Origin of the sequence: Clostridium sp. MCC353 (assembly GCF_018785315.1) — a bacterium.
Classification (GTDB): Bacteria; Bacillota; Clostridia; order Lachnospirales; family Lachnospiraceae; genus CHH4-2.
Genome location: NZ_WQPN01000044.1, coordinates 1 through 235 on the forward strand (window position 1 = coordinate 1; position 235 = coordinate 235).

General features: G+C 51.1%; 1 protein-coding gene. It reads left to right on the forward strand.

Features of this window, described 5'->3' with window-relative positions:
• Nucleotides 1–213 (forward strand): zinc ribbon domain-containing protein (locus tag GPL15_RS09745; RefSeq protein WP_215698479.1); only part of this gene is annotated, 213 nt, incomplete at its 5' end.
• Nucleotides 214–235: the final 22 nt, after the last annotated feature.

Below are 235 nucleotides of genomic sequence, written 5' to 3' on the forward strand. Positions count from 1 at the left end.
AAGTATAAGCTGGAGGACAGGGGGAAACAGCTGATCCGTATCGATAAATGGTATCCGTCATCGAAGACCTGCAGCCGGTGCGGACAGGTCAGGATGATGCCGTTAACCATGCGCCGGTATGAGTGCAGCTGCGGGATGTGCGTGGATAGGGACTTAAATGCGGCGATCAATATCAGGAACAAGGGATATGAGATATATCTAAAGGCAGTATAGCTGCAGCAGTCAACTGTAGGGC